Source organism: Paenibacillus apiarius (assembly GCF_017052585.1).
In the GTDB taxonomy this organism is placed as follows: Bacteria; Bacillota; Bacilli; order Paenibacillales; family Paenibacillaceae; genus Paenibacillus_B; species Paenibacillus_B apiarius.
The window spans coordinates 4,088,186-4,110,720 of record NZ_JAFFHZ010000001.1; the positions used below are offsets into that span (position 1 = coordinate 4,088,186).

Annotated in this window: 18 protein-coding genes; 17 read left to right on the top strand and 1 reads right to left on the bottom strand. The window is 50.0% G+C overall.

Translation table 11 applies throughout. From position 1 onward, the window contains the following. Window positions 1–2 precede the first annotated feature (2 nt). The 11 genes from JSQ80_RS18355 to JSQ80_RS18405 all read left to right on the top strand — a co-directional run bounded on the left by JSQ80_RS18355 (window position 3) and on the right by JSQ80_RS18405 (window position 13,558). Window positions 3–1,073, top strand: a complete 1,071-nt coding sequence (locus tag JSQ80_RS18355; protein WP_087432427.1) for an AI-2E family transporter — start codon at window positions 3–5, stop codon at window positions 1,071–1,073. Window positions 1,074–1,538: 465 nt separating this feature from the next. Next, window positions 1,539–4,181, top strand: a complete 2,643-nt coding sequence (gene alaS / locus JSQ80_RS18360) for an alanine--tRNA ligase (protein WP_206096242.1) — start codon at window positions 1,539–1,541, stop codon at window positions 4,179–4,181. Window positions 4,182–4,336: 155 nt separating this feature from the next. Beyond that, window positions 4,337–4,597 (top strand): IreB family regulatory phosphoprotein, encoded by a 261-nt coding sequence (locus JSQ80_RS18365; RefSeq protein WP_087433044.1) that lies wholly within the window; start codon window positions 4,337–4,339, stop codon window positions 4,595–4,597. Window positions 4,598–4,696: 99 nt separating this feature from the next. Beyond that, window positions 4,697–5,113 (top strand): Holliday junction resolvase RuvX, encoded by a 417-nt coding sequence (ruvX, locus tag JSQ80_RS18370; RefSeq protein WP_087432429.1) that lies wholly within the window; start codon window positions 4,697–4,699, stop codon window positions 5,111–5,113. 9 nt (window positions 5,114–5,122) lie between these two features. Beyond that, window positions 5,123–5,422 (top strand): DUF1292 domain-containing protein, encoded by a 300-nt coding sequence (locus JSQ80_RS18375; protein WP_087432430.1) that lies wholly within the window; start codon window positions 5,123–5,125, stop codon window positions 5,420–5,422. Next, the gene (locus JSQ80_RS18380) at window positions 5,419–5,718 is read left to right on the top strand and encodes a DUF1292 domain-containing protein (protein WP_206096243.1); all 300 of its coding nucleotides are present in this window, start codon (window positions 5,419–5,421) and stop codon (window positions 5,716–5,718) included. Before JSQ80_RS18375 ends, JSQ80_RS18380 begins: the two co-directional genes overlap by 4 nt. Window positions 5,719–5,808: 90 nt before the next feature. Further along, window positions 5,809–6,870: an endolytic transglycosylase MltG gene (mltG, locus tag JSQ80_RS18385; RefSeq protein ID WP_206096244.1), complete on the top strand. Its 1,062-nt coding sequence runs from the start codon at window positions 5,809–5,811 to the stop codon at window positions 6,868–6,870. Window positions 6,871–6,886: 16 nt separating this feature from the next. Continuing rightward, window positions 6,887–7,822: a peptidase U32 family protein gene (locus JSQ80_RS18390; RefSeq protein ID WP_206097655.1), complete on the top strand. Its 936-nt coding sequence runs from the start codon at window positions 6,887–6,889 to the stop codon at window positions 7,820–7,822. Between the two features lie 17 nt (window positions 7,823–7,839). Beyond that, on the top strand, window positions 7,840–9,180 hold the full coding sequence (locus JSQ80_RS18395) for a peptidase U32 family protein (RefSeq protein WP_206096245.1): 1,341 nt from the start codon (window positions 7,840–7,842) through the stop codon (window positions 9,178–9,180). Between the two features lie 311 nt (window positions 9,181–9,491). After that, a complete protein-coding gene (locus tag JSQ80_RS18400; protein WP_206096246.1) occupies window positions 9,492–11,618 on the top strand; it encodes a methyl-accepting chemotaxis protein in 2,127 nt (708 codons plus the stop codon). Between the two features lie 152 nt (window positions 11,619–11,770). Continuing rightward, window positions 11,771–13,558 carry a peptidoglycan D,D-transpeptidase FtsI family protein gene (locus tag JSQ80_RS18405; RefSeq protein WP_240464167.1) on the top strand — a complete coding sequence of 596 codons (1,788 nt, stop codon included), beginning with the start codon at window positions 11,771–11,773 and terminating at the stop codon, window positions 13,556–13,558. A gap of 62 nt (window positions 13,559–13,620) precedes the next feature. Here JSQ80_RS18405 and JSQ80_RS18410 read toward each other — a convergent pair whose 3' ends face one another. Continuing rightward, window positions 13,621–14,748, bottom strand: coding sequence for an AI-2E family transporter (locus JSQ80_RS18410; RefSeq protein ID WP_206096247.1), 1,128 nt, complete (start codon window positions 14,746–14,748; stop codon window positions 13,621–13,623). A 145-nt stretch (window positions 14,749–14,893) separates the two neighbouring features. Here JSQ80_RS18410 and JSQ80_RS18415 point away from each other — a divergent pair, with 145 nt between their 5' ends. The 6 genes from JSQ80_RS18415 to JSQ80_RS18440 all read left to right on the top strand — a co-directional run bounded on the left by JSQ80_RS18415 (window position 14,894) and on the right by JSQ80_RS18440 (window position 22,464). After that, window positions 14,894–16,267 (top strand): polysaccharide deacetylase family protein, encoded by a 1,374-nt coding sequence (locus tag JSQ80_RS18415; protein WP_206096248.1) that lies wholly within the window; start codon window positions 14,894–14,896, stop codon window positions 16,265–16,267. 515 nt (window positions 16,268–16,782) lie between these two features. Further along, complete coding sequence (locus tag JSQ80_RS18420; protein ID WP_087432437.1) at window positions 16,783–18,528, top strand: ABC transporter substrate-binding protein; 1,746 nt, start codon at window positions 16,783–16,785, stop codon at window positions 18,526–18,528. 78 nt (window positions 18,529–18,606) lie between these two features. Further along, complete coding sequence (locus JSQ80_RS18425) at window positions 18,607–19,563, top strand: ABC transporter permease (RefSeq protein WP_087432438.1); 957 nt, start codon at window positions 18,607–18,609, stop codon at window positions 19,561–19,563. Window positions 19,564–19,578: 15 nt separating this feature from the next. After that, on the top strand, window positions 19,579–20,505 hold the full coding sequence (gene opp4C, locus JSQ80_RS18430; protein WP_087432439.1) for an oligopeptide ABC transporter permease: 927 nt from the start codon (window positions 19,579–19,581) through the stop codon (window positions 20,503–20,505). Window positions 20,506–20,515: 10 nt separating this feature from the next. Continuing rightward, window positions 20,516–21,499, top strand: coding sequence for an ABC transporter ATP-binding protein (locus JSQ80_RS18435; RefSeq protein ID WP_087432440.1), 984 nt, complete (start codon window positions 20,516–20,518; stop codon window positions 21,497–21,499). Further along, window positions 21,496–22,464: an ABC transporter ATP-binding protein gene (locus tag JSQ80_RS18440; protein ID WP_087432441.1), complete on the top strand. Its 969-nt coding sequence runs from the start codon at window positions 21,496–21,498 to the stop codon at window positions 22,462–22,464. The genes JSQ80_RS18435 and JSQ80_RS18440 overlap by 4 nt, the downstream gene beginning before the upstream one ends. Window positions 22,465–22,535 lie beyond the last annotated feature (71 nt).

Consider the following 22,535-nt stretch of genomic DNA (forward strand, 5'->3'; position numbering starts at 1 on the left):
CAGTGGAACGTTTTTGGAAAAATCGGTTGTTCGTTTACGGAGTCTATCTATTGCTTGGTCTCATTATCGTCTACATTCTGCTCTTATTGAAGCCGCTTATTGGGCATGTATACGGGTTTTTGAAGGCCGTGCTGGCGCCGTTCTTCGTTGCGATGGTAATCGCATATGTGCTCAATCCCGTCGTTACGCTCCTGAACGAGCGCAAGGTGCCCCGCACGATGGCGGTGCTGCTCATCTACGTCGTATTCATTGCTTCTCTTACCGTCATTCTCATCAATATGATTCCAATGCTGCTGAAGCAGCTGGAGGAGCTTAACGAACAAATGCCGCATCTTAACGCGAAGGCGGAGAAGCTGATGGACGGTTTGAGCCAGTCGTCTATTATGCCGCCTTCCGTTCGAGCCGGGCTGAACGATTGGCTGTATGCGTTCGAGGAACGGCTCGGCAAAGGCATTTCTAACTTTATGGACAATATCGGCAGTACGATCAATATGCTGTTTATTGCCTTAATCGTGCCGTTTTTGATTTTTTACATTCTGAAGGATTTCGATGTGTTCGAACGGACGATTATCGCCTATGTGCCGAAATCGCACCGCAAGCATATGGTGATGATGCTCAAAGAAATCGATGCGGCGCTTGGCAACTACATTCGCGGCCAATTCCTCGTCTGCATCATTATCGGCGTATTGGCGTATATCGGCTATATGATTATCGGGATGCCTTATGCGTTGCTGTTGGCATTGTGCGTGGCGATTTTTAATATCATCCCGTATCTTGGGCCTTACTTCGGCGCGGCACCGGCGCTGATCGTCGCTTCAACGATTTCGCTCAAAATGCTCATTTTTGTAGCGGTAGTCAATACCATTTGCCAAATTCTAGAGGGGAACATCATTTCGCCGCAGGTGGTGGGCCGGACGCTGCACATGCATCCGCTCGTCATCATATTCGCGCTGTTGGTGGGCGGCGAATTGGCTGGAGTGATTGGTTTAATTTTGGCGGTCCCTTTCTTTGCGGCCCTAAAAGTGGTGCTGAGCCACGTGTTCACCTATTACATTTGGCGCAAAACGCCTTGAAGCCAAATGGTGCGGCTTAAGCGCATGCTGGAGCAGATTGAATATTTGGGATAGGCCGGATTGACAAGCGTTCGACATTTATTTATACTCTTTGATAAATATCTTATTGCAAAGCGAAGATGAAACCGAGTAAGCTGCAGTCCTTGGACCAGAGAGAAGATTCCGCGCGACTTCCGTCGCCAGGCTGGAAGAATCTTTACCATGAAGAGCGGCTGAAGGCTAGTTTCTGAGTGTGAATGAACTTCACCGGGACGTTCCCGTTATCAACGACGAGGCGATCGCAGACGCGGCACGACAGGTAGGCTGCTCCCATGAACGGGGGTGGGATACGATGTGCGCTGCATAAGCGATAACCAGGGTGGTACCGCGATACTTACAATCGTCCCTGTTCTACAGGAGGCGATTTTTTTATTTTCAGAACAAATCAGTATGATACCAAACCTATTGAACTGGGGGCTTCCATTCATGAAAGCAAGTGAAATTCGTGCAAAGTGGCTGCAATTTTTTGAAAGCAAAGGACATCATATCGAACCGAGCGCATCGCTCGTACCGCATAACGATCCATCGTTGTTGTGGATTAACGCGGGCATGGCCCCGCTCAAGCCGTATTTTGACGGACGGGAGAAGCCGGACAATCCGCGTATCGCCAATTCGCAGAAATGCATTCGCACCAATGATATCGAGAACGTCGGCAAGACGCGGCGCCACCATACGTTTTTTGAAATGCTGGGCAACTTCTCGATTGGAGACTACTTCAAGGAAGAAACGATTACGTGGGCATGGGAGTTTTTGACGGACAAGAAGTGGATTGGCTTCGATCCGAATCGGCTCTATGTTACCGTATATAACGAAGATGAAGAGGCATACAAACTGTGGAATGAGAAAATCGGCCTTTCCCCCGAACATATCATTAAGACCGGCGACGATAACTTCTGGGATATCGGTGAAGGGCCGTGCGGTCCATGTACGGAAATTTTCTATGACCGCGGCGTGAAGTACGGGAATCCCGAGACGGATCCAGAGTGCTATCCGAGCGGTGAGAATGAGCGCTATCTTGAAGTATGGAACCTGGTGTTCTCTCAATTCAATCATAACAAGGATGGCAGCTATACGCCGCTTCCGAACAAGAACATTGATACCGGCGCCGGCTTGGAACGTTTTGCATCCATATTGCAGGACGTGGATTCGAACTTCGATACCGACCTGTTCCAGCCGATGATTCAAGCCACCTGCCGGATTGCCGGCGTGAAGTACAACGAAAATCCAGAATATGATGTGGCACTCAAGGTTATCGCAGACCATGTCCGGACAGTAACGTTCGCCGTAGGAGACGGGGTGCTGCCGTCCAATGAGGGCAGAGGGTATGTCATTCGCCGCCTGCTGCGCCGCGCTGTGCGATATGGCAAAGTGCTTGGCATCGACCGTCCGTTCTTGGTCGATCTCGTTAAGATCGTCGGCGATGTCATGGGCGTGTACTATAATGAGGTGCTCGAGAAGCGCGAGTTTATTGAAAAAGTGATTAAGGGCGAAGAGGAACGCTTCCATGAAACATTGGTGGAAGGTCTCGCCATTTTGGCGGATATGGCTTCCGCGGCCAACAGCGAGGGCCGTTCTCAGATTTCCGGATCCGAAGCGTTCAAGCTGTACGATACGTATGGCTTCCCGTTCGATTTGACGGAAGATTATGCGGCTGAGCATGGTTTGACGGTAGATCGTGACGGCTTCGACCAAGCGATGCAGGAACAGCGTGATCGCGCCCGCGCCGCACGCCAAGATTCGGGAAGCATGAAGGTGCAAGGCGGACCGCTTGCTGATTACACGACTAAAAGCGAATTCGTTGGTTATAATGAATTGGTAACTGACGCCAAAGTGTTGGCAATTATCGCAGATGATCAGACTGTGGAGGAAGCGTCAGCCGGCATGACTTGCCAAGTCGTGCTTGATCGCACGCCTTTCTATGCGGAAAGCGGGGGGCAAGTAAGCGACTCCGGTCTGTTAAGCGATGTGGATTCCGGCTTGAAGGCGCGCGTTGAAGATGTGATGAAGGCGCCTCATGGCCAGCATGTCCATCTCGTGCAAGTGGACGGCGGAACGCTGCGCGTCGGCATGACTGTACAGGCGGCGGTAACACGTTCCGCACGTGAAGACATCGTTAAAAATCATACGGCGACTCACCTGCTTCATAAGGCGCTCAAGCAAGTGCTCGGCGAACACGCGAATCAAGCAGGATCTCTGGTGGAGACGGAGCGCATGCGCTTTGACTTTACGCATCTGGGCAGTATCAGCCAAGAGGAGCTGCAGGATATCGAACGCCGCGTCAACGAGCAAATTTGGATGGGCACGGATGTAGTCATTCAATCGAAGTCGATCGACGAAGCGAAAGCGATGGGCGCGATGGCATTGTTCGGCGAAAAATATGGCGATATCGTCCGCGTCGTTCAAGTAGGCGACTACAGCATTGAGTTGTGCGGCGGATGCCACGTTGGCAATACCTCTGAAATCGGATTGTTCAAAATTGTAAGCGAGAGCGGAATCGGATCGGGCACACGACGAATTGAAGCTGTTTCTGGCCGCCATGCGTATCAATATATGGAGGAGCAATTGGAACTTCTGAAGCAAGCGGCGGGCTTATTGAAATGCAATGTCACAGATGTGCCCAAGCGCATCGACGGGATGTTCATCCGCGAGAAGGAACTATCCCGCGAGAATGAATCATTGAAGGCGAAGCTTAGCAGCATCGAAGCCGGTCAACTGACTGACCAAGTCCGCACGGTAGCCGGTATCCAGGTGCTCGCTGCAAAAGTGAATGCCGGAGGTATGGACGCGCTGCGCACGACGGCGGACGAACTGAAGGCGAAGCTGCCGGAAGCGGTCATTGCGCTTGGTGCTGTGAATGAAGATAAGGTTAACTTCGTCGTGGCTGTAGCGCCTGCTCTCGTGAAGCAGGGATTGCATGCAGGCAAGCTGATTAAAGAACTGGCAGCCGTATGCGGCGGCGGCGGCGGCGGCCGTCCGGACATGGCCCAAGCAGGCGGCAAGGATGCCAGCAAGCTGGATAAGGCGCTTGGCCTGGTGGAGCAATTGGTGTCCCAACAAGCTGGCGCCTAAGTGCCGGGATTCCCGATTCAGTAAAGCAAGGTGGGAACAGAAGGTCCGCTTCATGGCATTCTCGTCAATTTTGTGAATTGATTGTGCAATGAAGCGGAATATTTTCTAGTTTGTTCGGGTATGTGTTATGATAAGAGTAAAGCGAGGTGACGGCGATGAATTCCATGGATAAGACGATGAAGTTCAGCGTGAAGTCGGAAGAGCAGGAAGCATCCAATCAAGACATACTTCTGTCTGTCTATGATGCGCTTCTGGAGAAGGAATATAACCCTATTAACCAAATCGTCGGTTATCTGCTATCCGGGGATCCCGCTTATATCCCGCGGCATAACAATGCTCGAAGCTTAGTGCGCAAGAAGGAGCGGGACGAACTGATTGAAGAATTGGTCCGCTTCTACTTGAATCATCACCGTTAAGCCGTCTTGATTAACGGAGTTCGCAACTTAAACGGCGCGTTTATACAGGTCGCTCGGACTTGTTAAACAGCCTCCAGAAGTGCGTGTAGGAGACATTGGATGAAGATACTTGGTTTGGATTACGGAGACCGCAAGATTGGCGTCGCGGTTAGCGATGCTTTCGGATGGACGGCGCAAGGGCTTGAAGTCATTGTGCAGCGCAAGCCGGAAGACGTGATGCGCCGAATCGGAGAGATCGTGCGCGAGCACGGCGTCGAGGAAATTGTTCTTGGCTTGCCGAAGAACATGAACGGCACGATTGGACCGCGTGGCGAATTAAGCAAGTCCTTTGCTGAACAATTACAGCAGTCGTTCGGATTACCCGTTCACCTGTGGGATGAACGCTTGAGTACGGTGTCGGCGGAGCGCACTTTGCTCGAAGCTGACGTCAGCCGCAAGAAGCGTAGACAAGTCGTCGACAAGATGGCGGCAACCATTATTTTACAAACATATCTTGACTATCAATCAAGAAGGTGAGGGGTTAACATGGCACAAGACAACCATTTGCAAGAGGAACCTGAGATCATTTATATTCCGGACGACGAAGGGAACGAGGAAGAGTTCGAGGTCATCATGAAATTCGAAGTGGATGGCTCGGATAAGAAATATATGATGGTCGTTCCTATGGATGCTGAAGACGATGAAGCAGATGAAGTGTACGCGTTCCGCTATGAAGAAGAAGGCGATGATCTGAAGCTGTATGTCATCGAAGATGAAGAGGAATGGAACATCGTTGAAGAAACATTCAATACGCTTGTAAGCATGGATGAGGAGACTGAAGGGTGAACCAACCGCTTGACATTCAATTCATCGACCATCTGAAGAGCGTATACGGCGATAGCATTGAGATAACCGACGAGCGCGGCGTAAGCCGCGTGCTGTCTTTGACAGCAGAATTTGAATACCGCAAGCGCGCGTATGCGGTGCTCTTGCCGGAAGGCGGGCGCGAAGCGGAGCCGGATTTGTTCCGAATCGTACGGGGCGATGCGGATCAATGGCAGCTCGAGAGCATTGACGATGACGACGAGTGGGAAGAAGTAATGGAACGTTATGATGAAGTTGCTTATCGCGACGAATTCTGACATTGCGATCCCGCGTTATAGAAGCACGTAAGCACGATCTCGGCGAAAAGAGCGGAAAACCGCTCTTTTTCCATGTAGGAGAGTGAATGGATGAGAACAGGTTCCAAAGTGCTGATTGCCATTCTCCTGGTTGCGGCCATCGCGGCCGGCGGGGGGACATGGTATATTTGGAGCGGAATACAGCCGCTTCCCACAGAAGAACGGAATATTACCGTTACGATTGAACAGGGAAGCGGTACGGCGAAGATTGCGTCTCAGCTTCAAGCTGAAGGCGTCATTCGCAATGCACTTATATTTAAAGGTTATTTGAAATGGTACAAGGAAGGAGCGCGATTCCAGGCAGGCACGTATGCGTTCCAGCCAGGCGTCACGTATGATGAAGTTATCGCGAAGCTTAACCAAGGTGAAGTCGTTCCTGAAGAAATGATTCGGTTTACCATTCCGGAAGGGTTCACGCTTGAACAAGTAGCGGATACTTTAAGCAAAGACGGCTTAGTGGACAAAGCCGAATTCATGCAGTTTGCCGATGACACGGCTTGGTTAACCGGCACATCTTCCGTCGTGCAGGCCATTCCAGATAACGGCAAGCTGAGGCATAAGCTGGAAGGTTATTTATTTCCAGAAACTTACGAGCTCAAAAAAGGCAGCTCTGCCAAAGATATAATTGCGCGCATGATTCAAGAGACCGAGAAAAGATTGACGGAAGCTTCGTCAAGCTGGGAAGCGGACATGAAGAAGCAGGGGCTGACGCTTCATGAGTTAATGACGGTCGCTTCATTGATTGAACGAGAAGTTGTCGTGGACAGCGAGCGGGCGCTTGTTGCGGGAGTCATCTATAACCGCATCGAAGAAGGGATGAAACTGCAAATCGATGCCACGGTTCAATATGCGCTGGACAAACCTAAGGAACGTTTGTATTTTAAAGATTTGGAAATTGACAGTCCGTACAATACGTACAAAATAGAGGGGCTGCCGCCAGGACCAATAGCAGGCCCGAGCGTAGCTTCGATTGAAGCCGCGCTTCATCCGCAACAATCGGATTATTTTTACTATGTGACGAAGAAAGACGGCACAGGCTCGCATTTGTTTGCGAAGACGTTTGCCGAGCACCAACGCAACATTGAGAAAAGCAAGCAAACTGCAGGGGAATAGAAAGTGGTGACAGATGATGACCTATGAACCGGAATTGCTCGTTACAGCCGGCAGCGTGGCCGAGGTGGAGCTCATGCTCCAAGCAGGCGCCAACGCCGTATTTGTAGGCGAGCAGCAATATGGCATGCGCCTTCCGGGCGAAATGACGCTGGAACGCATCAAGGAAAGCATGAGAGCGGTCCGCGATCATCAAGCAAAGCTGTATGTGGCGGTCAATAATATATTTCATAACGAACGTTTGGATGGGCTCTCCACTTACTTGCAGCGATTGGAACAGATCGGTGTAGACGCCATCGCATTCGGCGATCCAGCCGTGTTGATGACGGCAAGAACAGCTGCTCCTCATCTGAAGCTGCATTGGAATGCGGAAATGACGTCAACCAACTATATAACGGCTCAATATTGGCAAAAGCGCGGTTCTAGCCGGTTCGTCGTTGCGCGCGAGCTTAATATGGATCAGGTTGTAGAAATGAAGCATAAGCTTCCAGACATGGAGGTTCAAATTCAGGTGCACGGCATGACGAATATTTATCACTCCAAGCGTCATCTGCTGCAGCATTACTTGCGCCATATCGATAAAGAAGAGCAAGTGAACGAGGTTGGCATGGAGCGCAAGCTCTTCCTGATTGAACGGGAACGCCAGGACGAAAAATTCCCGTTATATGAGGATTCGAATGGCACGCATATAATGAGCTCGGATGACGTATGCATCCTTGAGGATTTGAAGCAATTGCTCGATGCGCGCATTGACAGCTTTAAAGTGGAAGGACTATTGAAATCTGCCGCGTATAATGAGACCGTCGTGCGGGTATACCGCGAAGCGATTGACGCTTATATCGCCGATCCAGACAGTTATCGTTTCAAAGAAGAATGGATGGAACGCATTCGCGCCGTTCAGGACCCGGAGCGCGAGCTGTCGTTTGGATTTTTCTATAAAGAGCAAATGTACTAAAAAGGGAGCGAATAGTAATGACAACACAAGTGAAGCCGCAATATAAAGGCAAACGATATCGTCTCGACAAGCCGGAATTGCTCGCTCCCGCCGGCAACTTGGAGAAGCTGAAATTCGCCGTCCATTACGGCGCGGACGCCGTCTACATCGGCGGACAAAAATACGGTCTGCGTTCGAATGCGGACAATTTCAGCTTCGAAGAAATGCGCGAAGGCGTGGAGTTCGCAAAAAAATATGGCGCGAAGGTGTTCGTCGCGACGAACATTTACGCCCACAATGAAGATATCGAGGGATTGGAAGATTATCTTCGCAACCTGCAGGACGTCGGCATCAGTGCGATCATTGCGGCAGATCCGTTCATTATTGAAACGGCGCAGCGCGTTGCTCCAGGCCTGGAAGTGCACGTAAGCACGCAGCAATCGATTGCGAATTGGCAGACCGTGCAATTCTGGAAGGAAGAAGGTGCTCCGCGTGTCGTGCTGGCGCGTGAGACCAGCTTGGAAGAAATCGCCGAGATGAAACGGCACGTCGATATCGAAATCGAAGCGTTCATACATGGCGCCATGTGCTCTTCGTATTCCGGCCGCTGCGTATTGTCCAACCATTTCACGGATAGAGACTCCAACCGCGGCGGATGCTGTCAATCATGCCGCTGGAAGTACGATTTGTTCGAGGACGATCGCCCGGATGCAGATGGGCTGATCAGCACACAAGAAGCAGCGCAATCCCCGGTGCTCGAACAATTCCGTCTCGGCGTGAATCAATTGGCGCTGTTCGATGAAGAGGACAATGCCTTCGCGATGAGCGCGAAAGATCTATGCATGATTGAGCATCTTCCCGATCTGATTGAAGCCGGCGTAGACAGCTTCAAGATTGAAGGACGGATGAAATCGATTCATTATGTCGCTACCGTAGTGAATGTGTACCGCCAAGTTATCGACAGCTATATGGCGGATCCGGACAACTATGTTCTGAAGCAGGAGTGGCTGGATGAAATTTATAAAGCGGCGAACCGTCCGATCAATACAGGCTTTTTCTATGAGGAGCCTGACCATGAAGATCATATCTACGAGCCGGAAGACAAGCCGGCGCCATATGATTTTGCGGGTCTGGTCATGGATTATGACGCCGAGACCGGGATGGCAACCATTCAACAGCGCAACCACTTTAAAGTGGGCGCGGAAATCGAGTTTTTCGGACCGAACGGAACATTTTTCAAACAGAAGGTAGAGCGTCTGTGGGATGCCGAAGGCAATGAGCTCGATGCTGCGCGGCATCCTTTGCAGCTCGTTCGGATGAAGGTGGAACAGCCGGTCACGTATTTCGATATGATGCGCAAAAAAAACGCGAAAGCGTAATAACAACGGCAGTGCACCCTGCATGATGCAGCGGATGGCACTGCCTTTTTTTATTCTCGATGCCGTCTATTCTCCTGTCGGCAGAAGATATGCCTGTTTCAGCTCTTGTCTCACTCTCCCCTTCATTCAGAGCGGCATGCTAAGGGGATGCTGCTAGGTTCGGCAAGGTTGCCGCTATGTTAGAAACTTGGATTTTGAATCAATGGGAGATTATTGAAATTGAATACAGGAATAAAGTGTATGGCGTCGAATGTTATAACTAGGACATATGTCTTAGGACAATATACATTCTTATGGGTGAGGTGCAGCATATGTATACCGGAAAACGCCATGTCACTAAGGCTTCACCGTCCGTAACCGAACAAAGCAACCACTCCACGAATCGACTATTCAGACCGCTGCGTTCCGTCGGAATGAAGCTATTTCTTATTTTCTTTGCAAGTATTACACTGCTCGTTGGTTCCGTTTGTCTTTTTTCTTACAGTCAAGCTCGCCAAATCATTGAACAGCAAATTTCTTATTCCCTAGAGCAGACGGTTATTCAGGCCGGAGAAAAGCTGGATCTATTCTTCAGCAAATATGCCGAACTCTCGCAGCAAATCTTGTTCGATCAGGATATACAGTCCGCTTTGTCAGCAGCGGCACAAGGACAGCGGATCACCGACTATGACAAGCTGCAAGCAGCCAAAACGATTGAAAAAAAATTAAAAGCGTACGTATTCGGCAATGATGCGCTGTACGGCATGTACTTGATTCCTGTGGAGGATGACGGCGCAATGCTGTTCACATCGGGATTGTCCGCCGAACGATTGCGGGAGCTGCGCCACGAGTCTTGGTTCAAAGAGCTGCTGCAACAATCCGCCAGCAAGCTCTGGCTGCCGACGAAGCCCAGCGGTGTCTCTGGGCAAAGTCCGAATGAAACCTTTGCTCTCGCCACAACGGTGAAAGGTATGAATCGCGGCAGCGCGATGTATGTAATGGTCATGGAAATCAAGGCGTCCAGTCTGAAGGAGCAGTTGGTCTGGAATGATGCAGACGGATCGTTGGTTCAGATGGTAAGCTCCGAGGGCAAGGTCGTATATGCCGAGGATACGACGCTGATCGATCAGCTTCCTCCGGTACGGTTGACAGCCGAACCATCAGCGGATAGCGGTCGGGATATGGTGGTGGATCCTGAAGGAAATGAACTGCTCGGCGTGTATTATCGTTCAGCTGTAACGAATTGGACGTTGAACGGATTCACGCCTGTACATGTCTTGCTGCAGGATACGTTGAAAATAAGGGACGCTTCATGGACGGCGATCGCGATTGCGCTCGTTGTAGCACTGTTTATCGGTTGGTATGTTATGCGCAGAATCGGACGGCCGCTTCAACGCATGCGAGATCTGATGAAAGAAGGGGCGCATGGCCACCTCGGCGTACGGATGAACGAGCGATCGCTTGATGAAATCGGACAAGTGGCTTCCAGCTTCAATACGATGATGATGCGTATTGGCGAATTGGTGAAGCAGACAGGTGAAGCGTCGGATTCAGTTCTGCAGACGGCGAATAGGCTGAGCGGAGCCTCGGAGCATACGGCTTTTTCAGCAAAGGAAATCGTCATGGCTACCGAAGAGATTGCGCACGGCTCGACTACACTTGCGGCGGAAGCGGAGCGCGGCAATGAATGGATGGGGCTTACCTCGGCGAAGATGCAGCAAGTCATCGATTTGAATGTAGATATGTATGACGCTGCCGGCGAAGTGGAAAAGGCGAGCCAGCGCGGCACGGGGTACATGATTGAGCTGAACCGCAAGACCGAGCTGTCGGAAAGCATGGTGCGGGCGCTCGTGTCGAAGGTGGATGCATTGAGAAGCAGTACGGCATCGGTACGCCATATCCTTGAACTGCTGACCCAGCTTGCGAAGCAAACGAACATTTTGTCGCTGAATGCGGCCATTGAAGCGGTGCGTGCGGGGGCGTCTGGCAGGGGCTTCCGTGTCGTGGCGGATGAAATCCGCGGCTTGGCCGATGAAACCAAGCGCTCGATTGAGGTGGTAGGAGAAATGACCGAGAAGATTGGACAGGATGTAGCCGAAACGGTATCTATGCTTGAGCAGGTTTATCCGGTATTTCAAGAGCAAATGCAGGCCGTGCAAGATACGGATATGATTTTCCATGACGTCAAGCGCCAGATGGGCCTGTTCATGAATAAGCTGGACCGGGCAACAGAGGCGTTGAACGAATTGGATGAGACGCAGAAGGTGATGACAGAGACAATGACGAGCGTTAGCACGGTAGCTGAAGAGGCCGCTGCCACTTCGGAAGAGGTCGCATCGTTAAGCAACGAGCAGGTGTCGGTATCTGACCAGCTTGTCGGCTTGTCCTCCGAGCTCGAACGGGTATCGCGGCATCTGTCGGAATGTCTGTCCCGCTTTGATTTGGACCATGAAGCCTAAATAATGATGCGTCATTAAAAAGAGTATTTTAGAACACCCTCTAAATGAGAGGATGTTATAACAGACGGATTATAGCCTGCATTATCGTCGATAATGGATATTATAAGGACGATACTGCGCTAGAAAAAGGGGGGAATCCGTCTGTGGAAAGAATGCGTCAATGGGGCAGAGCTGTGCTGATGAAACGGCTCGCAGTTCTCGTCGTTCTCTTTACCTTCATTATCATTGCATATGTAATACGGCTTGGCTGGCTGCAATTCATCGAAACGTATCGGGCTGTTCAGGCAAGCAGTCATACTCTGCTCCAGCGTTCCGTCATCCAGCGCGAACGAGGCATTATATTGGACGATGGAAGGGGGCGCATTCTGGACCGTTCCGGACGTTCATACACGGGACAGGCGGAGTATGCTCTCGTTCTGTTTCCGGTCCACGAGCAGGCGATGCTTGCCGAGGTGACGCGGACATTGGCACTATGGCTCCATGTGACGGAACAGGAGGTGCTGAACCGGTGGAAGAATGCGCAAGAGCCTTACATTTGGCCGGCCCAAGACGATGCGAAGCTTCCTCACCCGTTGACGAAGGAGCAGGTGGACCGGCTGCAGGCACTGGCTTGGGATGGCGTGCGTGCGCTTCCCGTCACAACCCGTTATCCGTTGAAGGGGCAGACGCCACAGTGGGTTGGCGCGGTGGCGGAGCGAGCTGACGCAGACAAGCCTTCAGAACGTTCTGTCGAGGGAGTGTCCGGCTTGGAACGCGCCTTTCAACCGCTGCTTGCAGGAATTGGTCCGACGACCTTCATACATTATACCGATGCGCTGCATCGACCGCTCTACGGGCTGGATGTCCGAATAAGACGGCCCGATAATCGGTATTATCCGTTGCAGCTGCTGACTACAACCAGCATGGAGCTGCAACGGAAGATCGAACAAGTGATGGATCGGAACGGCATAAAAAAAGGATCGGTCACCGTATTGGATGCGCAAACAAGGGATGTGATTGCCATGGTATCCCGGCCGGCTTTTGATCCGAATCATGTCGATCCGGATAAGGAAGATTGGAACAATCGAGCGCTTAAAGCGTTGCCTCCCGGGTCCATTTACAAATTATTCATTGCTGCCGCAGCGCTGGATTCCAAGGTGACGGATCCGGAAGAACTGTTCCATTGCGACGGGAAGTATGGAAAGTACGGATTGTCTTGTTGGCTTCCTGAAGGGCATGGGGCATTAACTTTGCGGGAGGCGCTTGCAAAATCATGCAATGTGGTCTTCGCGGAACTAGGTGAGCGGCTCGATGCGCGAACGATTGCAAGCTACGCCTCCAAGCTTGGGGTTAGCGGCAAGGTAGGGATGGTATCAAACGATGGGATCGGCCATTCCGCGTTGCGCCATTTCGATGGGGAAGAAGACAGCCGCGTCTTTCATTCGTCAGCTGATACGCATGCTATCGACGGCGGCGTTAAGGCGCAGCTGGGCATCGGGCAACGGGATGTCCGGCTCACACCGCTTGCGGCCGTGAATTTCGTCGTTACATTATTGCAGGATGGTGCGAATGGAGAACCCAGGCTTGTGCAAGAGGTTCGGTATGCGCATGGTCTGCCGCTTGTTCACTTTGCCGCGCGGCCTAAGATGGAGCAGGCAATAAAGGCGGCAACGGCTCGGAAAATCCGGCGTTGGATGGAAGATACCGTACTGTATGGAACAGGGCAGTCGCTGCGTTATGCGAAATGGCGGCTGGCCGGCAAGAGCGGGACCGCGCAAGCCGATGCTTACGGAACGAATCGGCTCCATACATGGTTTGTCGGATACGGGCCGGTTCAGAAGCCGGAATTTGCCGTTGCGGTAGTCAGCGAAGAGGAAGCAGCAGGCTCATCCCATCGAGCTACCCTCGTCTTTGGTGAAGTGATGAATGTGTTGGCAGAGCATTCTCCTCACAATAAATAACGCCGCCTCTCCGGGTTTGGAGGGAAGCGGCGTTTTTGCTTATTCAGCGGGATGTGCAGGTCTTAAGATTCTTTTACCTCATCTGGCGAAGCATCAAGCGGATTGGAGGGGAATTCTTCTTTAGGCATACGAATCCATTGTTTCAAATAACCTTGATCGTATAGGGCTTTCACTAAGATAAGCAAAATCGGAGACAATACTACGCCGATAACGCCGAACATCGATAGCGACAAGATCATGAAGGCTAACATGGTAAATCCGGATACGCCGAGTGTATTCCCCGTAATCTTCGGGTCGAGAATTTGACGGACGAGGAGCGTAAGCCCTAGGACGACCGTAAGCCAAATAGCTAGCGTGCTGTTCCCGATAATGAACAGGTAGATGATCCAAGGTATGAAAATAAACGGTATGCCGAGTAAAGGCAGCAAATCAAAAAGGGCGGACAGCAGTCCAATAAAAAATGCATTTTTAACGCCCAAGAGCAATAACGATACGAAAATAATCGAAAATGTAACGGAAATGAGCTTCAGTTGGGCTTTCAGATAGACTCCAATGCCACGCAACACGTTCTCTTTAAGGAAGTGATACGCGTTTTGAAACGTCCGCGGCGTCTTGTCACGGGCAATCCGGCGCCATGTATCGATCTCGATGCTAAGGAAATAGGCAAGAATAATCGCAATGCCGAAGTTGAGCGTAAATGCGGAAAATGATGAAATATTATTGATGAGCCAGCCTAAAAAATCGGCTATCATCTTTGAGCCTGATTTGGTAATGATGCCGACATATTCATTCAGGCGACTTGTCACCTCAGGCGGCAGCGTTTCATATTTATGAGTAAGGAATGTTGTAATGTTCACGAACTCCCGCTGAATGGCGCCTACGTATTGAGGAAGCCTCTCCTGCAATTCCGCCGCTTGCTTCAGAAATATGAATCCAAGACCGAAGAGTGCGCCCAATATGATGAGGATGAATAGGAGCACGGAGATAGCCGAAGCGATAGCCTTCTTGACACCGCACCGGTTCAGAAAGGCAGCGAACGGCTCGATCAGCATGAACACGATGAACGCTAAAAATATAGGCGCGGCTATGGAATACAGGAAACTGAACGTGTACATGACGAGATAGACCGTCAATGCCAAGAGGGCGATGTCAAATGCGGTCCTCCAATATTTTTGATAAAATGAGATCATGAATCCGACTCCTTTTCTTCCTTAAATATCTAGTTATCATTGTACACGAAAATGAATTCCAGTGCCTATTTCTTTACGCAATATGTTACAATATTGACAGTTGCACGTATGAGTAAGATATAAAGAAAGAAACGGGGAAAACGGGATGGAATTCATTTTGTTATGGGGCTTTTACATCCTGACGTTTTATGCGTTTCTCCCAGGCATCATCAGCCGACTGTTCGGATTTAGAGTGTTTCAGAAAGGACGATCTGACCGCAACCTTGCCCTGACGTTTGATGACGGTCCGGATCCTGTGTATACGCCGCAGCTCTTGGATCTATTGAAGAAATACAATGCCAAGGCAACCTTTTTTGTCGTTGGAATTCATGCGGAGAAATATCCGGAATTGCTTACGCGCATGCATGAGGAAGGTCATTTGATCGGCATTCACAACTATGTTCATAAATCCAATTGGCTCATGCGCCCTAAGACGGTGAAACGACAAATCAGCAAGACGTCGGATATTATTGAATCGGTCACAGGCAAGCGGGCGACTTATTATCGTCCGCCATGGGGAATTGTCAATCTGTTTGATTACGGCAATCTGGGTCACTTGCAAATTATATTATGGTCTGTTCTATTTGGTGATTGGCGCAAGAAAGTCGGTGTAGACAGACTGTATAAGCGCATGATGAAACGCTGCCGCGGCGGGGAAGTGCTGTTGCTCCATGACTGCGGACTAACCTTTGGGGCAGACCGCGAAGCGCCGGCGAACATGCTGGCCGCTTTGGAACGGTTTCTGCTGCAAGCCAAAGCCCGGGATTTGCAATGTATCCGCATTGACGAGCTGATTCGGGAAACCGATCAGGAACGGGCGAGCAATCCTTCATGGTTAAGACGTGGCATCGTCCGCATGTGGTTTCTTTATGAGCGAGCGTTCCATCTTGCATTTGGATTAAAGACGACGAATTGCGAAGATCCGGTGTTTCATTTCCGGGTGCGTCCTTATCACGGGAAATCAATGATGCTTGATGACGGTATAGAACTGAAGCATGACGACCTTATTTTAGAACTTCATTTTGATAATAGGCGATTATATGATATCGGACGGCGATCGCGCACTTCGATGCAGCTCGCCATCCAGATGATACGTTCAGTCGAAAAGACGCTGCCGGAGCTGGCGGAATACGTGTTGGATCATCCAGAGCTTAGAGTGAATGTCAAGGCTTTATACGGGGTAAGCATGATTAACCGCGGACCCGAACAATTCGGCTTCACAGTTCGCGACATGTCCAATGGCCTCTTCTCGTGGATGACCAAAAAGTATTTGCGGCTTCTGATGAGCGTCATTCATCCGCAAGGCAAGCGCCGCCTGCGTCAACATGCGGAACAGATGATTCCAAAGGTTATGACCATGTCGGTAGAGACGTTAATTGAGCGATACGGAAAAACTAGAAATTATACATTCGAATCAAGAACTGCAGATCGCATGATTTTGCTTGATCAAGGTGTGGAAAATATGCCGCACCCATTGTAATATATTGCCTGTCCATACGAAATAAGATAAAAAGCCCCAGAGTGTGAATGTTTAACATCTCTGGGGCTTTTTCTATACGGAACTGGAATAAACGAATTATGCATGTTTTATGCATGGTTATGAAATTATTGAATATTGCACATGAGAGGTGGAATTTTTGCGCGGATGTATTTCTAGAGGTGGACAAAACGACAAGAAAGGATGTCGAATCCAATTTTTTAGTCTGAAATCTTTCATATATCGCTACTTTTCCGCAAGTATCGATAAAAAAATCTTATCGTGGAAAAATGAAAAAGTTTTAATCTAAAGCTGACATAGGGATTTACAAATCCGAAATTATAAAGTAGTATTATGAAAAAATATTCGTTTCCTGCTCATGGAACGGGCCTGCTTAACAAATTATTTGACCATTGTTCTATAAAGCATTAACGAACGTTTTTTATTTTCATCGCGATGAGTATGTATACAACTTTATAATTAAATATAATATGACATCATTGTAGGGGGAGAATGAAGTGAAAAAGAGATTTAGCATCATCATGTGCCTGCTTTTGTCCCTGACGCTTGTCTTATCGGCATGCGGCGGTTCCAAAGAGGGCAGCGGAGACACATCATCTGCGGGTCAAACATCAGAGCAATCCGGTGAGAATAGCGGCGAAGGAGAATTGGTAGCAGACGGTCTCATCAAGGCAACAGACCCGTCGAAATCTCCGGCAGCGGCAACTAACCGTAAGGATATGGTAATTATCGGCTTCTCAGCTCCAAGCGGTATCTTCAACCCAGTGTATAGTGAATCAGCATATGACACATATGTAACTGAAGCATTGTTCGATATGATGCTGCAAGTGAACAAGGATGGCACGTATTCCGAAGCGCTTGCAGAAAGTTACTCCATTTCGGATGACAAATTAACCTATACGTTCAAGTTGAAGGACGGCTTGAAGTTCAGCGATGGCTCTGCATTGACGGCGGAAGACGTAGCGTTCACGTTGACTGTGCTCCATGACAAGTCATACGACGGACCGTCCGACATTATCAAAGACGCCCACATTAAAGGCGGGCAAGAATATAAAGACGGCAAAGCAACTACAATCGAAGGCATTAAAGTTGTCGACCCTAGAACGATTGAAGTAACGACTACCGAGCCGAGCGCGCTTGCATTTTCCGCAATCGGCGGGACTGGCATTATGCCAAAAGCTTACTACGGCAAAGATTACAAGCAAGGCGACTTGGGCTATATGAAAGATTTGTTTACGAAGCCGCTTGGTTCCGGTTCGTACAAGCTTGAGAAGTTCGTAGCAGGCCAAGAAGCTGTATTGACTGCCAACGAAAACTACTACAAAGGAAAACCGAAAATTCCTAACTTGATCTTCAAATTTACAACGGACGAGACGAACGTTCAATTGCTGCAAACAGGCGAAACGGATATGGACATGGTTACAGTGTCCAAAGACCAAGTCGAGCAGTTGAAAGAAATGGGCTTCTTGGATGTAAATTTGTTCCCGACGAATGGTTACGGCTATATCGCATTTAACCACAACCGCGACCAATTCAAGGACAAGCGTGTTCGTCAGGCGCTTACTTTCGGGCTTGACCGTCAACAAATCGTTGACGCGGTATACCAAGGATATGCGGACGTAATCGATATTCCGCAATCCAAAGAGTCTTGGTCCTATACAGACGAAGTGACAAAATACAACTTCGATCTGGAAAAAGCGAAGCAATTGTTGGATGAAGCAGGCTGGACAGTCGGCGCTGACGGCATGCGCGAGAAAGACGGCAAGAAATTCAAAATCATTTTCACGGCTACAACGCCTAACCCGGTCAATGACGCCATCATTCCGGTAGCGCAAGCCAATTATAAAGAACTAGGCATCGAGTTCGTTGCAGAGCAAATGGATTTCAACGCCGCTGTCGAGAAACGCAAAAAGGGCGATTTCGACATGATGTTCTTGGCATGGAGCTTGACGCCAGACCCGCAATCTTCCGAGAACGTCTTTAAAACAGGCGGTTCCCAGAACGATATCGGATATTCGAATGCCAAATTGGATGAATTGTTCACGCAGGCCGGCAAGGAAGTAGACATCGAGAAGCGCAAGCCAATCTTCAAAGAAATCTATCAAGAGCTGAACGAAGACTTGCCTTACATCTACATGTACCAACGCCGCGATATGTGGGCAACGAACGCGCGTATTCAAGGTTTCGATATGTCGCCTTACCGTAAATTTACGAATGATTTGAGCCAAATCGAAATTAAATAATACGGAAATGTGCTGCATACCAAATGCTCAGCCGACAGGCTGAGCATTTGGGCTTATCTAAAGCTAGGAGGAATATTTATGAAACAATACGCCATTCGGCGGCTGTTGCAAATGATTCCGACCATAATCGGCGTGTCTGTCCTGCTCTTTATCGTGTTTGCGATGGCGCCGGGGAACTTCATCGATTCGAACCCGACGATCTCCAAAGAGCGCGCGGCTGAATTGAAGGCCATTCACGGGTTGGACAAACCTCTTGTCGAGCGTTATTTTACTTGGGCGGAAAATACGATTAAAGGCGACTTGGGGATGTCGTTGCAGCATAAGCAGCCGGTCACGACGGTTCTTAACCGTTACATGTGGAATTCATTTTTGATTGCTGCCATCGTGCTTGTCTTAAGTTGGACAATCGCGATTTTGGTCGGCGTCTTTTCTGCGATCAGGCAGCACTCTATTTATGATGCGCTCATAACCTTTCTCGTTTTTGCATTAATGTCCTTGCCGTCCTTCTTCGTCGGACTGTATGCGATCAAGCTGTTCGCAATCGATTTGCAGTGGACCCCTGTCGGCGGTATGTATACGTCAGGAAGCAATGCTACCGGGCTGGCCCGTATATGGGATCTGTTGGAACACTTGGCGCTGCCGGTCATCGTGCTTACATCGCTTAGCGTCGGAGGTCTGACCCGCTATTTCCGGACGAGCATGCTCGACGTCGTGCGCCAGGACTTCATTCGCACGGCACGCGCCAAAGGATTGAAGGAACGGACCGTCATATTCAAGCATGCGCTGCGCAATGCTCTGTTGCCTGCGATTACGCTGCTTGGGATCGAATTGCCGGGATTGTTCTCCGGTGCGATGATTACCGAAAAAATATTCAACTGGCCGGGTATCGGACGCATTAACCTGGATGCGATTAACGCCCGTGATTACTTCTTGTTGATGGGCTTTACGATGTTTTTGGCATTGTTGACGATGTTGGGTAACTTGTTGGCCGATTTACTGTATCGAGTCGCCGACCCACGTGTACGGATGAAATAGAAAGGGGAGTTAGTTGTGTCTCAAACGGTAGCTGAATCTACAGCACAAGATATTAAAGTGCAAAAGCTCAAACCGGCTTCCCCGTGGAGGTTGGCATTCAAACAACTGCTTAAAAACAAATTCGCGGTCGGTGGACTGGTCGTTATCGTACTTATGTTTCTCATTTGCTTTCTCGGGCCGTTATTCTCGCCTTATTCTTTGGAAACAATGAATATCCGCAACGGCAATAAGGCGCCGAGTGCCGCACATTGGCTTGGAACGGACAACCTGGGCCGTGACATTCTGCTGCGCGTCATGCTGGCAGGACGGGTGTCTCTGCTTGTCGGTCTCGTAGCGATGATGATCTCGGTGGCCATCGGGAGCACACTCGGCGCTTTGGCCGGTTACTATCGCGGTTGGGTCGATTCCGTCATTATGCGCCTCGCGGATATTATGATGTCGATTCCGAGCTTGCCATTGCTTATTATTCTCGGCGCGGTGCTGTCCGATATGAAGGTTCCGCCTGATAAACGCATATATGTCGTCATGTTCCTGCTCGGATTTATGTCCTGGCCAAGCTTGGCCCGTCTTGTGCGGGGCCAAATATTGATGCTTCGCGAGCAAGAATTTATGCAGGCGGCAGAAGTGCTCGGTTTGCGCGATCGGCGCAAAATATTCCGTCATTTGCTGCCGAATACGATTCCAATTATTATTGTCGTGGCTACATTGATGGTAGCTGGTGCTATTTTGCAAGAATCCGTTTTGAGTTATTTAGGTCTCGGGGTCGTCCCGCCGACGCCGTCTTGGGGGAACATGATTACGGCGGCGAATAACTTAATCGACTTTCAGAAGCGTCCATGGCTGTGGGTTCCGCCTGGAGTCTGTATCTTCTTCACAGTAATTGCGATTAACGTAATTGGTGATGGTTTACGCGACGTGCTCGATCCGAAAATGAAGAGGTAGGAGATACGATATGGCAAACAATTTGATCGAATTTCGCAATCTGCGGACGAATTTCTATACCAGTGGCGGCGTCGTGAAAGCGGTCAATGATGTCAGCTTCGCGATTAAAGAAGGCGAAACGCTGTGCGTCGTCGGTGAATCCGGCTGCGGCAAGAGCGTTACCGCAATGTCGCTGATGCGCCTTGTCGCAGCTCCGGGGAAAATCGAAGGCGGGCAAATTTTATATAAAGGGAAAAACTTGCTTGATCTCAAAGAACGCGAAATGCGTGAAATTCGCGGGAACGAGATCGCAATGATTTTCCAAGAGCCGATGACATCCTTGAACCCAGTCTTTACGATCGGCGAGCAGCTGACCGAACCCATTTTGCTTCATCGCGGCGTAACGAAGAAAGAAGCGAAGAAGCGCGCGATTGATCTAATCGAGCTCGTAGGCATTCCGCGGGCAGCGCAAATCTTCGACGCGTATCCGCACGAGCTAAGCGGCGGGATGCGGCAACGGATCATGATCGCGATGGCGTTGACCTGCGATCCGAAGCTGCTTATTGCCGATGAGCCGACTACGGCGCTGGATGTAACGATTCAAGCACAAATTCTGGATTTGATGCGCAATATTAAGAGCGAATTCAATACGGCGATTATGCTGATTACGCACGACCTTGGAGTCGTGGCGGAAATGGCGGATCACGTTGTCGTTATGTATGCCGGCAAGGTCATTGAAGAAGCGCCGGTTATAGAATTGTTCAAAAATCCAAAGCATCCGTACACGCAAGGGCTGTTGCGGGCAAAACCTGTTATCAACCAGCGCATGAATCGCTTGTATACGATACCAGGACAAGTGCCAAATCCAGTAGAACTGGGCAACAACTGCTATTTCAATGACCGTTGCGAGCATTGCATGGCGATCTGCACGGAGAAGCAGCCAACTCTTCAAACTTACGAGAAGGTGCACAAGACGGCATGCTGGCTGTATGAGAAGGAGGGGGGAGCTCAATGAGTCAACAACCGTTACTTGAAGTAGAGAACCTAAAGAAATATTTCCCCATCCAGGGCGGTATATTTTCACGTACAGTAGGACATGTTCGCGCAGTGGACGGTGTTACCTTCAGCTTGAATAAAGGGGAGGCGCTCGGACTCGTCGGAGAGTCCGGCTGCGGCAAATCGACGACCGGACGGACCATTTTGCGGCTGCTTGATAAAACGGACGGTAAAGTGCTCTTCAAAGGGACGGAGATTCATGACTTATCCCGTAAAGAGCTGCGCAGCATGCGTCCGAAGATGCAGCTCGTGTTCCAAGATCCATACAGCTCGTTGAACCCGCGGATTAAGATCGGCGATGCTATCGGAGAAGCGTTGCTGGACCACGGCATGGCATCGAAGAACGATATCCGCGACCGGGTGAAAGAGATTTTGACGATTTGCGGCCTTGCGCCATACCATATTGACCGTTACCCGCACGAATTCTCAGGCGGTCAGCGCCAGCGTATCGGGATTGCGCGCGCACTCATTATGAACCCGGAATTTATCGTGGCGGACGAACCGGTATCCGCATTGGACGTTTCGATTCAAGCACAGATCATCAACCTGCTGAGCGATCTGCAGGAGCAAAAGGAATTGACTTATCTATTCATTTCGCACGATCTGTCTGTGGTTGAGCATCTTTGCAACCGGATCGGCGTCATGTACTTGGGATCGCTCGTAGAGATGGCGCCGCGCGACGAGCTGTTCAGGCAGCCGCTTCATCCGTACACCAAAGCGCTGTTGTCGGCGATTCCGGTGCCGGACCCAACGAAGAAGCCGGAACGAATCGTGCTGCAGGGAGATATTCCGAGCCCGGCTAATCCGCCGTCTGGCTGCAAGTTCCATACCCGCTGTCCGTTTGCCACAGATATTTGCAAACAAGCGGTGCCGGAATACCGCGATGTGGGCAGCAATCATTACGTTGCTTGCCATTTGGTATAATCATTTATATGACAGACTAGAAGAAAGACTGCAATGGCCGGAGCCATTGCAGTCTTTTTTAGGTGTATATC

Excerpts from the sequence above, each read along its gene's own strand:
- alaS (WP_206096242.1), top strand. The coding sequence starts at position 1,539 with ATGAAAGCAAGTGAAATTCGTGCAAAGTGGCTGCAATTTTTTGAAAGC.
- JSQ80_RS18365 (WP_087433044.1), top strand. The coding sequence starts at position 4,337 with ATGAATTCCATGGATAAGACGATGAAGTTCAGCGTGAAGTCGGAAGAG.
- ruvX (WP_087432429.1), top strand. The coding sequence starts at position 4,697 with ATGAAGATACTTGGTTTGGATTACGGAGACCGCAAGATTGGCGTCGCG.
- JSQ80_RS18375 (WP_087432430.1), top strand. The coding sequence starts at position 5,123 with ATGGCACAAGACAACCATTTGCAAGAGGAACCTGAGATCATTTATATT.
- mltG (WP_206096244.1), top strand. The coding sequence starts at position 5,809 with ATGAGAACAGGTTCCAAAGTGCTGATTGCCATTCTCCTGGTTGCGGCC.
- JSQ80_RS18390 (WP_206097655.1), top strand. The coding sequence starts at position 6,887 with ATGACCTATGAACCGGAATTGCTCGTTACAGCCGGCAGCGTGGCCGAG.
- JSQ80_RS18395 (WP_206096245.1), top strand. The coding sequence starts at position 7,840 with ATGACAACACAAGTGAAGCCGCAATATAAAGGCAAACGATATCGTCTC.
- JSQ80_RS18400 (WP_206096246.1), top strand. The coding sequence starts at position 9,492 with ATGTATACCGGAAAACGCCATGTCACTAAGGCTTCACCGTCCGTAACC.
- JSQ80_RS18405 (WP_240464167.1), top strand. The coding sequence starts at position 11,771 with ATGCGTCAATGGGGCAGAGCTGTGCTGATGAAACGGCTCGCAGTTCTC.
- JSQ80_RS18410 (WP_206096247.1), bottom strand. The coding sequence starts at position 14,748 with ATGATCTCATTTTATCAAAAATATTGGAGGACCGCATTTGACATCGCC.
- JSQ80_RS18415 (WP_206096248.1), top strand. The coding sequence starts at position 14,894 with ATGGAATTCATTTTGTTATGGGGCTTTTACATCCTGACGTTTTATGCG.
- JSQ80_RS18425 (WP_087432438.1), top strand. The coding sequence starts at position 18,607 with ATGAAACAATACGCCATTCGGCGGCTGTTGCAAATGATTCCGACCATA.
- JSQ80_RS18435 (WP_087432440.1), top strand. The coding sequence starts at position 20,516 with ATGGCAAACAATTTGATCGAATTTCGCAATCTGCGGACGAATTTCTAT.
- JSQ80_RS18440 (WP_087432441.1), top strand. The coding sequence starts at position 21,496 with ATGAGTCAACAACCGTTACTTGAAGTAGAGAACCTAAAGAAATATTTC.